The organism is Devosia sp., assembly GCF_036676215.1.
Taxonomy (GTDB): Bacteria; Pseudomonadota; Alphaproteobacteria; order Rhizobiales; family Devosiaceae; genus Devosia.
The window spans coordinates 1-9,408 of record NZ_JAKFDJ010000086.1 but is presented as its reverse complement, the minus strand read 5'-3'; the positions used below and the strand labels follow the sequence as shown (position 1 = coordinate 9,408).

Genomic DNA, 9,408 nt, shown 5'->3' with positions numbered 1-9,408 from the left:
CGGTCCTGGTGGTTGACGACATTGCCGGGGCGGATTTCGTTGCCGTTGATCTTGGCCATGCGGGTGATGCTTTCGGGTGCGCGAAATTGTCGGTTCGGGCCACGCGCGCCGGATGCGGCTGGCCGAAGGTTGATTGGGCTTGAGGGCGTGGCGGGCTTATTGCCTCAGAATGCCCTTGGGTTCAAGGGTCTTGCGGCTCGGCGGGTGCGGCGCTGGGCGCCTCACCCGCATCGGTGGGCGCGGGCAGCGCCGGGCTGACGGTCGGCGGCGTATCGATGGTGGGAATTTCCAGCACGGTTTCGATCTGCGGCGGGACCGATGGCCAGAAGCGGGCGCGCTCCTCGGCGCTGGCCAGTTCCGCCTCGGGAATCGAGACCAGCAGGCGGTCGAGCGCCGGGTCGGACAGGCCCTGGCGCCGCGACAGGGCGCGCCACATGGCCGCCTCCTCGAGATCGAGCGGTACGCCCTCGCCGACAGCGAGGAGCTTGGCATAGCGGTTCTGCGCAACGGCATTGCCAGCCTCAGCCGCAATGCCGTACCAGCGCGCGGCTTCCGCCGTGTTTTTTTCTACGCCCTGGCCAAGATAGAGCAGGGTCGCATAGTCGATCTGGGCGGCGATCAGGTTCTGGTCAGCGGCCAGCGCGATATAGCGGGCGCCTTCCTCCGGGTTGGGTGCGACTCCTGCCCCCTCGATCAGCATGCTGCCATAGTCATACTGCGCCTCTGGCAGCTCGGCGTCGGCGGCTTCCTTCATCAGTGTCGCGGCGGTGACGAGGCTGGGCGCGGCATGAACGCCTTCGACATGCAGCAGCGCCATGTTGTATTTGGCCGGGATATAACCTGCCTCGGCTGCCTGGCGGAACAGGTCCGCGGCGCGGGCGCGATTCTTGGGCACGCCGATGCCGTCCTGATAATAAAGTGCGAGTTCGAACGTGGCGAGGCGATCGCCGCCATTGGCGGCGAGTTGGTACCAGCCGGCGGCGCGCTGGTCGTTCTGGGCGACGCCCAGGCCCTTGGCATACATCTCGGCAATCAGCGTCTGGGCGGCCGCGTCGCCCTGCTCGGCGCGGGGCAGGGCCAGCTCGAGCGCGGTCAGGAAATAGCCGCGCTGAAAGGCACCGAAAGCATAGTCGGTGGGAACGCGGGGCCCGAAGATTTCGTCGGAAATGGCGTCGGCCGGGCTATCCGGGGTTTCCGGAGCGTCCTGCGCCACGGCAGCCAGCGATGTCAGCGCCAGCAGCGCGGCGAGCAACAGGCGCGCCATCATGCCGAAGCTCCGAGGCCGGCCGCGATCTCGCGCATCGTCGCTGCCGGCGAGGGCGCGGACCACAGGCTTCGCGACAGCGCCATGAACTCGGCGCCGCGCGCGTCGGCCGCGCCGGGGGCGGCATCGGGAAGGCTCAGCACGCCGGGCACCTCGAAAGTCTCCGCCCACCACTGGGCGAGGTCGGCGTCCTGCGGATCGACGGCGCCCTCGAGGGGGCCGAAGAACACATAGTCGATATCCATCTCGCCCGCTGTCATCGCGTCGTGGCGGGAATGCACATTGCCGGCGCCGACGATCATGGCCGGTTTGAGAGTGGCAACAGCGTCCCTGATGGCCTCGGGTCCGCCTGTCACATGCACGCCATCGGCGCCCAGGCGCCGCGCCAGCGCAATGTCGTCCTCGATCAGCACGGCGCAGCCGGCGCCCTGGCCGACATTGACCACGGCCGCGGCGAGCCGGGCATAGGCCGTGGCGTCGAGCGTGCCGCGGCTGACCAGCAGCGCGGAAAACTCGGCGGCATTCAGCACGGCCATCAGCGTCGTGGGAAAAGTCTCCGGATCGGCGGTGGCGGGGGTGATCAGATAAAGCTGGGGGGCCATGGCTTCCGGGTACTCGACGCGAGACGTCTTCTTGTCTGCCCATTTTGGCGACAAAGAGGTCGCCTTCCAATAGGCGAAGCCCCCGGCAGGCGCAAAGAAAAATGCGCACCCCCCAGGAGGAGGGCGCGCACCAGTGTGACGTTGGGACGTCAGGTAGAGCGGTTGTCAGGCGGCCCGGTCGAGTTCGCCTGTCCAGGTGCCCAGAGCAGCCAGGGAATTCATATGGGCGCGGTGGGTGAAGGCGGCCTGGGCCTGGGGGAAGTTCTCGCGACGGCCCGCCCAGGTGCGCAAAGCCACATTCTGCAGCGCGCGACCATAGGAGAAGGTCATTGGCCAGGGCTTGCCGGAAATCTGGTTCATGGCCGACAGATGCGCCGTCGCCTCTTCGTCGGTCTGGCCGCCGGAGAGGAAGGCGATGCCGGGCACTGCCGCCGGCACATGCTCGCGCAGCACTTCAACAGTACGGCGGGCGACCTCCTCGAAGGAGGGGCGTTCGCGCGAATTGACGCCGGGCAGGACCATATTGGGCTTGAGCAGCATGCCCGACAGCTCCACGCCGGCCAGGCGCAGTTCCTTGAAGGTGTTTTCCAGCACGTCGCCGGTGACCTGGGCGCAGCGCTCCATCGAATGGTTGCCCGGATCGCCGTCGCCGACCACTTCGGGTTCCACGACGGGAACAATCCCAGCCTCCTGGCAGAGGATGGCGTAGCGGGCCAGCGCATGGGCATTGGCGCGGATATTGTTGCGGGTGGGAGCGACGTCATTGATGGTAATGACGGCGCGCCATTTGGCGAAGCCGGCGCCGAGGCTGGCGTAGCGCTCGAGGCGCTGGCGCAGGCCGTCGAGGCCTTCGGTGATCTTCTCACCGTTGTCGCCGGGCATGGGGAAGGCGCCGCGATCGACCTTAATGCCCGGAATGACATCGGCATCGGCCAGGATGGCGCGGAATGCAGCGCCGTCGGCAGCGTGTTGCTCCAGCGTTTCCTCGGTGAGGATGACGCCGGAAATGTAATTGGTCATCGCCTCGGTGGAGCGGAACAGCATCTCGCGATAGTCGCGGCGCAGATCGAGCGAATTGGGCAGGTTGATCTTGGCAAAGCGCTTGGCGATGGTGCCTTCGGATTCATCGGCAGCCAGGATGCCCTTGCCTGGCTCCATCAGCTTTTTGGCAATAGCGTTGAGCGACTTCGTCATGGTCCAACCTCGGTATCAGGGATTGGCCCGAGATTAGACTTTCGTTACGGCGGCGGCGATTAGACCTGCGTTTATGCGACGAAAGGCTAATCTTGTATGGAAGATTGGAGTGACCGGCTTGGCTATTCTGTTTCGTGGATGTCCATCGACGCGCTGATCTACTTCTTCAGCGCTTCCACACCCGGCAATGGCTTGCCCTCCATCCATTCGAGGAAGGCGCCGCCGGCGGTCGAGACATAGGTGAAGTCGTCCTTGACCCCAGCATGGGCAAGGGCTGAGACGGTGTCGCCGCCACCGGCCACCGAGATCAGCTTGCCGTCATGGGTGCGCTTGGCGACATGCTTGGCGAGCGCGACGGTGCCGACGTCGAAGGGGCTCATCTCGAAGGCGCCCATGGGGCCGTTCCAGACCACGGTATGGGCATCGTCGATGGCGCCGGTGATGCGCTCGATCGAGGAGGGACCGATGTCGAGGATCATGCCGTCATTGTCGATGGCGTCGACGCCATAGAGACGGGTGGGGGTGTCGGCCTTGAAGTGCCAGGCAACGACCGCGTCGATGGGCAGGATGATGGCGCAGCCGCTGTCGATGGCCTTGTCCATGATGCGCCGTGCGGTTTCGGCGAGGTCCTTTTCCGCCAGCGACTTGCCGACGCCATAGCCCTGAGCGTGCAGGAAGGTATTGGCCATGCCGCCGCCGATGACGAGGCCATCGACCCGGGTCACGAGGTTTTCCAAAAGGTCGATCTTGGAAGAGACCTTGGCGCCGCCGACAATGGCGACCACAGGCTTCTTCGGCTTGCCGAGACCGGCTTCGAGCGCTTCGAGTTCGGCCTGCATGGCCAGGCCCGCTGCTGCCGGCAACAGGCGGGCCAGCGCTTCGGTCGAGGCATGGGCGCGGTGGGCGGCCGAAAAGGCATCGTTGACATAGACGTCCCCGAGGCTGGCCATGCGCTTGGCCAAGTCGAGGTCATTGGCCTCTTCGCCGGGGTGGAAGCGGGTATTTTCCAGGATCAGCACCGAGCCGGGCGGGGCGTCGTCGATGGCCCTTTTGGCGGCGGAGACATCGGTCCAGTCGGTGGCGATGAAGCCGACCGGGTGGCCGGTCTCATTGGCGACCGCTTCGCAGACCTGTTCGAGCGAGAATTCTGGATCGACCTTGCCCTTGGGGCGGCCAAAGTGGCTGAGCAGGATAACCTTGCTATCATATTTGACGATCTCGCGGATGGTGGGGACCAGCCGTTCGATGCGGGTGGCGTCGGAGACCTTGCCGTCGGCGACCGGTACGTTGAGATCGGCCCGAAGCAGCACGCGCTTGTTCTTGAGGTCGAGCTCGTCGAGGGTCTTGAAAGTCGCGGACATGGCAGGCTCCGGGGTCTAGATCGTCGCCTGTGGCGTAGCAGAGCGGGGCGAGGGGGGGAAGCCGGAGCGGGAAGAATCTCTATCGATCAGGTCGCGGTCAGCGCGCCGCGCAGCAGGATGCCGAGGAAGAACAGTGGCAGGCCAAGCAGGGTCAGGCAAGCCAGCCGGCCGAGGTCGTCGACAAGCACATGGCGGGCAAAGCCGTCGCTGGGCCAGGCGGCCAGGCCGACGCGGCGGCGGATCTGGCGGTCGCGTAGCAGCAGTAGTCCTGCCGTCAGCGATGGCGGGAGCACCAGCATGGCCGGCTGGTCCGCTAGGCCGATCATGACCGAGGCGAGCGGCAGAGCGGCAAGGATACGCCGCGTGATGTGGAACATGGCTGGTTGCCCCCACGACACAGACGCGACGCTTCTAGGCTGATTTGGTGACTCTGGGACGACAGGCTCAGCCGGCGCGCTCGAACAGGCCCGGATAGTTGACCACCAACCCATCGGTATCCAGCTCCAGGACGCGTTCAAAGCCCTCGGTATTCTGGTAGCGGACATGGTTGTCGTCGAGGCGAGTATATATATGCTCGTCGCGCCGTACACTCATCTCGTCGCCGTCGATCCAGGCCATGGCAAAACGCTGCGGCACGCCGTCCACCCAATCGCTGCGCCAGATGGGCAGGGAATTGGTGAGTGGCGTGGGCCAGAGGTCGATGTCGATGCAGCCCCTCAGGCCGGGCAGCGGTTCGGCCCGGTCGTCCGACCAGTTGCCGGCGCCATCGGAGAACAGTTCCAGCACCCTGCCGTCGGTGCGTTCCACCTTGACCGTGCGCACATGGCCGGCGTCGTCCAGCTTGATGCGGTAGTATAGGCCATAGGCCGGCGTCACGATGGCGCCGCGGATGCGGGTGTCGCGGCCATTGGCGACGATGTGGCAATGCTCCAGCGTCAACGGGTCGAGGCCGCGCCAGCTTATGGTTCGATCAAGGCTCATGGCTGCACCTGACAAGCTCGGATCACTATGGCCGTTCCGCCGGCCCTGGCAAGAAAAAGGGCGCCCTTGAAGGCGCCCTTTTTTGCATCCGCCGATCGTAGTTCCTAGAGCGTCTTGCCCAGCGCCACGGCCGTGTCGGCCATGCGGTTGGAGAAGCCCCATTCATTGTCATACCAGGAGAGGATCGAGGCGAAATTGCCGCCCATCACCTTGGTCTGGTCGAAGGCCAGGGTCGAGGAGTGGCTGTCATGGTTGAAGTCGATCGAGACGTTGGGCTGGGTGGTGTAGCCCAGGATGCCCTTGAGCTCGCCATCGGCGTATTTCTTGACCGCGGCGTTGATCTCGTCGGCGGTCACATCGCGGCTGGTGATGAACTTGAAATCGACGCAGGAAACGTTGGGCGTCGGCACGCGGATCGAGACGCCGTCGAGCTTGCCCTTGAGCGCGGGCAGCACGAGGCCAATGGCCTTGGCAGCGCCGGTCGAGGTCGGGATCTGGCTAAGGGCAGCAGCGCGGCCGCGATAGAGATCCTTGTGCATGGTGTCGAGCGTCGGCTGGTCACCGGTATAGGAATGGATGGTGGTCATCATTCCCTTCTCGATGCCGAATTCCTTGTGCAGCACATAGGCCACCGGAGCCAGGCAGTTGGTGGTGCAGGACGCGTTGGAGACCACGATGTGGTCACGGCTCAACTGGGCGTGGTTGATGCCATAGACGACCGTAAGGTCCGCGCCATCGCCGGGGGCCGAGATCAGCACCTTCTTGGCGCCGGCCTTGAGGTGGGCGCTGGCCTTTTCCTTGGATGTGAAAATGCCGGTGCATTCGAGCGCGATGTCGACATTCATGGCGGCATGCGGCAGCTCGGCCGGATCGCGCACCGCGGTCACCTTGATCGGGCCGCGGCCCACGTCAATGGTGTCGCCTTCGACGGTCACGGTGCCGTTGAAGCGGCCATGCACGCTGTCGAAGCGGAAGAGATGCGCATTGGTCTCGACAGGACCGAGATCGTTGATGGCCACGACTTCGATGTCGGTGCGACCGGACTCGATGATGGCGCGAAGGACGTTGCGGCCGATGCGGCCAAAACCGTTGATGGCGACGCGAACTGCCATATTAGACGCTCCTAGGGAGGGAGTTGGAAAGGGGAGGGCGGGGCTCTCTTACAACTGTGCCGTGACAGCTTCAACCACGGCCTTGGCCGTAATACCAAAGTGCTCGTAGAGCGCCTCGATCGGCCCGGAAGCGCCGAAGCTGTGCATGCCGACAAAGCGACCCTGGTCGCCCAGCAGCTTGTGCCAGCTCATCGAGATGCCGGCTTCGATGGCGACGCGCGCCTTGGCCTTGCCGTAGAGGTCAGCCTTGTAGGCGTCGGACTGCTTGGCCAGCAGTTCCATTGATGGCACCGACACGACCTTGGCGGAGATGCCCTTCTCAGTGAGCAGGGGCAGGGCTGCGGCGGCGATGGCCACTTCCGAGCCGGTCGCGAAGATCACGACGTCGGCGTTGTTGTCGCCGGCAATGACATAGGCGCCCTTGGCGGAAAGGTTTTCGGTCTGATGCTCGGTGCGCAGGGCCGGCAGGTTCTGGCGAGACAGAGCCAGGATCGACGGCGCCGAGGTCGATTCCAGCGCCAGCTGCCAGCATTCGAGGGCTTCCACGGCATCGGCCGGGCGGAAGACCAGCAGGTTCGGAATGGCGCGCAGGGCGGTCAGGTGTTCCACCGGCTGGTGGGTCGGCCCGTCTTCGCCCAGGCCGATCGAGTCGTGCGTCATCACATAGATGGCGCGCTGTTCCATCAGCGCGGCGAGGCGAATGGCGGGGCGGGCATAGTCGGTAAAGACCATGAACGTGCCGCCATAGGGGATGAGGCCGCCATGGAGGGCAACGCCATTCATGGCCGCGGCCATTTCGTGCTCGCGGATGCCATACATCATGTAGCGGCCCAGGCGGTTGTCGGCCTGGAAGGGCACCATCTCCTTGGTGTTGGTCAGGTTCGAGTGGGTCAGGTCGGCCGAGCCGCCCAGCGTTTCGGGCAGGGTGGCATTGATGATGTCGAGGGCCATCTGGCTCGACTTGCGAGTCGCAACCTTCGGCTTGTCCTCGGCCAGCTTCTTCTTGAAAGCGTCGATGGCGGACTTGAAGTCGGCCGGCAGGTCGCCCTTCATGCGGCGCTCGAACTCTGCCTTGTGGGGCGAGGCGGCGAGGCGGGCGGCCCATTCGCCGCGGATGTTCTGGCTCCGGGTGCCGGCGGCACGCCAGGACGACAGGATTTCGGAGGGAATCTCGAAGGCCGGGTAGGTGATGCCGAGCGCAAGCTTGGCGGCGGCCAGTTCTTCGGCGCCGAGCGCGGCGCCGTGCACCTTTTCGGTGCCCTGCTTCTTGGGAGCGCCATAGCCGATGATAGTCTTGGCCGCGATCATGGTCGGGCGGTCCGACTTCTTGGATGCCAGTAGGGCCTGCTCGACCGCGGCCTGGTCATGGCCGTCGATCTCGATGACGCTCCAGCCCGATGCCTTGAAGCGGGCGACCTGGTCGGTGCTGTCCGAGTTCGATACGGCGCCGTCGATGGTGATGGAATTGTTGTCCCAGATGACTGTCAGCTTGTTGAGCCTGAGGTGCCCCGCCAAGGCGATGGCTTCCTGGGAAATGCCTTCCATGAGGCAACCGTCACCGGCCAGTACCCAGGTGTGGTGATCGACGATGTCGGAACCGAATTCGGCGGCGAGCTTGGCCTCGGCGACGGCAAACCCCACCGAATTGGCCAGACCCTGGCCGAGCGGGCCCGTGGTGGTCTCGATGCCCTGCGCGAAGTGGTATTCCGGGTGGCCGGCGGTCTTGGAGCCAAGCTGGCGGAAATTCTTGATCTGATCGATCGTCATGTCCTCGTAGCCGAGGAGATAGAGGGACGAATAGAGCAGCATCGAGCCGTGGCCGGCCGAAAGGATGAAGCGGTCGCGATCGGCCCATTTGTGATCGGCGGGGTCGAACTTCATCACCTTGGTGAAGAGCACGGTGGCGATATCGGCACAGCCCATGGGCAGGCCAGGATGGCCGGAATTGGCTTTCTCGACCGCATCCATGGCAAGGGAGCGGATCGCATTGGCCAAGTCGTTTTGCTGGGCAGTGTTCGTCATCGGGCTCGCGCTTTCGTCAGGGCTGAAATCTGGGGAGAAGAGGCGCCAAAAGCCTCCTCCCGAAGGCGGGTTCGAGGCATAACAGGTTCGCCTATCGTGTCAATGACAAGGCCCACCTCGCCAGTTGGTCTGGCGGTTGCATTGCGGCCGGTGCTGGGGCACGCTGTAAGCGCTGGAATCGTCGCACGCAGAGGACCGTAGTAACAATGAGTGAGACGGAACTTGAAGACGGGCTGACCGCCGCCACTGCGCGGTTCGATCGCGCCATGGCGCGGCTGGATCAGAGTGTCAAGAATCTCGGTACGCGCATGCGCCAGCACAACCGCGTCGAGGTCGATACGCAGCGGCTTGTGCAGGAGCGCGCGCGGCTGGCCACCGAACTCGACAAGGCCGCGGCGCGCGCCAAGCGGCTTGACGACAGTGCGCATGACGTGTCGCGCCGGCTGGTCGAGGCGATGGAAACGGTGCGCGAAGTTTTGGCGAAGGCGGAGTAAAGCGGTGCCTGAAGTCAATGTCGAAATCAATGGCCGCAAGTACCGCATGGCCTGCGAAGAGGGCCAGCAGCAGCACCTGATCGGGCTGGCCGAACGGTTCAATATCCAGGTCGAGGCGCTCAAGGGCGCCGTCGGGGAAATCGGCGACAACCGGCTGACGGTGATGGCCGGGATAGCGGTGGTGGACGACCTGGCCGAGGCCGAGCGCCGCATCAAGGCGCTGGAGAACGAAGTGCTCGTGCTGACGCGGGCCGGGCAGGAAGTCGCCGCCGAGATCGAAGCGCTGGAAGGCAAGTTCGCCGCGAGACTCAGCGAGGCTGCCAAGACGCTGGAAGGCGTTGCGAGCGTGCTGGACGAAGCGGCGCCGGTGCCGCAGGG

At 64.8% G+C, this 9,408-nt stretch carries 10 protein-coding genes; 2 read left to right on the top strand and 8 right to left on the bottom strand.

The window, feature by feature from the left end; translation table 11 throughout:
- Positions 1 to 181: 181 nt before the first annotated feature.
- The 8 genes from V6M52_RS09150 to tkt all read right to left on the bottom strand — a co-directional run bounded on the left by V6M52_RS09150 (position 182) and on the right by tkt (position 8,536).
- Entirely contained in the window at positions 182 to 1,267 is a 1,086-nt protein-coding gene (locus tag V6M52_RS09150; RefSeq protein ID WP_332700794.1) for a tetratricopeptide repeat protein, read from the bottom strand.
- Complete coding sequence (locus V6M52_RS09145) at positions 1,264 to 1,866, bottom strand: thiamine phosphate synthase (RefSeq protein ID WP_332700793.1); 603 nt, start codon at positions 1,864 to 1,866, stop codon at positions 1,264 to 1,266. The genes V6M52_RS09150 and V6M52_RS09145 overlap by 4 nt, the downstream gene beginning before the upstream one ends.
- 165 nt (positions 1,867 to 2,031) lie before the next feature.
- Entirely contained in the window at positions 2,032 to 3,060 is a 1,029-nt protein-coding gene (locus V6M52_RS09140) for a class I fructose-bisphosphate aldolase (RefSeq protein WP_332700792.1), read from the bottom strand.
- A gap of 158 nt (positions 3,061 to 3,218) precedes the next feature.
- Positions 3,219 to 4,421 (bottom strand): phosphoglycerate kinase, encoded by a 1,203-nt coding sequence (locus V6M52_RS09135; protein ID WP_332686828.1) that lies wholly within the window; start codon positions 4,419 to 4,421, stop codon positions 3,219 to 3,221.
- 86 nt (positions 4,422 to 4,507) lie between these two features.
- On the bottom strand, positions 4,508 to 4,798 hold the full coding sequence (locus V6M52_RS09130) for a hypothetical protein (RefSeq protein WP_332700791.1): 291 nt from the start codon (positions 4,796 to 4,798) through the stop codon (positions 4,508 to 4,510).
- 67 nt (positions 4,799 to 4,865) lie between these two features.
- Entirely contained in the window at positions 4,866 to 5,402 is a 537-nt protein-coding gene (locus V6M52_RS09125; RefSeq protein ID WP_332700790.1) for a putative glycolipid-binding domain-containing protein, read from the bottom strand.
- Positions 5,403 to 5,506: 104 nt separating this feature from the next.
- Entirely contained in the window at positions 5,507 to 6,514 is a 1,008-nt protein-coding gene (gene gap, locus V6M52_RS09120) for a type I glyceraldehyde-3-phosphate dehydrogenase (protein WP_332686831.1), read from the bottom strand.
- 48 nt (positions 6,515 to 6,562) lie between these two features.
- A complete protein-coding gene (gene tkt / locus V6M52_RS09115) occupies positions 6,563 to 8,536 on the bottom strand; it encodes a transketolase (RefSeq protein ID WP_332700789.1) in 1,974 nt (657 codons plus the stop codon).
- 206 nt (positions 8,537 to 8,742) lie between these two features.
- Between tkt and V6M52_RS09110 the strand changes: the two genes are divergently transcribed.
- Both V6M52_RS09110 and V6M52_RS09105 read left to right on the top strand, forming a co-directional pair.
- Positions 8,743 to 9,030: a DUF4164 family protein gene (locus tag V6M52_RS09110; protein WP_332690142.1), complete on the top strand. Its 288-nt coding sequence runs from the start codon at positions 8,743 to 8,745 to the stop codon at positions 9,028 to 9,030.
- A 4-nt stretch (positions 9,031 to 9,034) separates the two neighbouring features.
- The coding region (locus V6M52_RS09105; RefSeq protein WP_332700788.1) for a cell division protein ZapA at positions 9,035 to 9,408 on the top strand (374 nt) is incomplete at its 3' end.

Coding starts and splice junctions, on each gene's coding strand:
- V6M52_RS09130 (WP_332700791.1), bottom strand. CDS start 4,798: ATGTTCCACATCACGCGGCGTATCCTTGCCGCTCTGCCGCTCGCCTCG.
- V6M52_RS09145 (WP_332700793.1), bottom strand. CDS start 1,866: ATGGCCCCCCAGCTTTATCTGATCACCCCCGCCACCGCCGATCCGGAG.
- gap (WP_332686831.1), bottom strand. CDS start 6,514: ATGGCAGTTCGCGTCGCCATCAACGGTTTTGGCCGCATCGGCCGCAAC.
- V6M52_RS09140 (WP_332700792.1), bottom strand. CDS start 3,060: ATGACGAAGTCGCTCAACGCTATTGCCAAAAAGCTGATGGAGCCAGGC.
- tkt (WP_332700789.1), bottom strand. CDS start 8,536: ATGACGAACACTGCCCAGCAAAACGACTTGGCCAATGCGATCCGCTCC.
- V6M52_RS09125 (WP_332700790.1), bottom strand. CDS start 5,402: ATGAGCCTTGATCGAACCATAAGCTGGCGCGGCCTCGACCCGTTGACG.
- V6M52_RS09135 (WP_332686828.1), bottom strand. CDS start 4,421: ATGTCCGCGACTTTCAAGACCCTCGACGAGCTCGACCTCAAGAACAAG.
- V6M52_RS09110 (WP_332690142.1), top strand. CDS start 8,743: ATGAGTGAGACGGAACTTGAAGACGGGCTGACCGCCGCCACTGCGCGG.
- V6M52_RS09150 (WP_332700794.1), bottom strand. CDS start 1,267: ATGATGGCGCGCCTGTTGCTCGCCGCGCTGCTGGCGCTGACATCGCTG.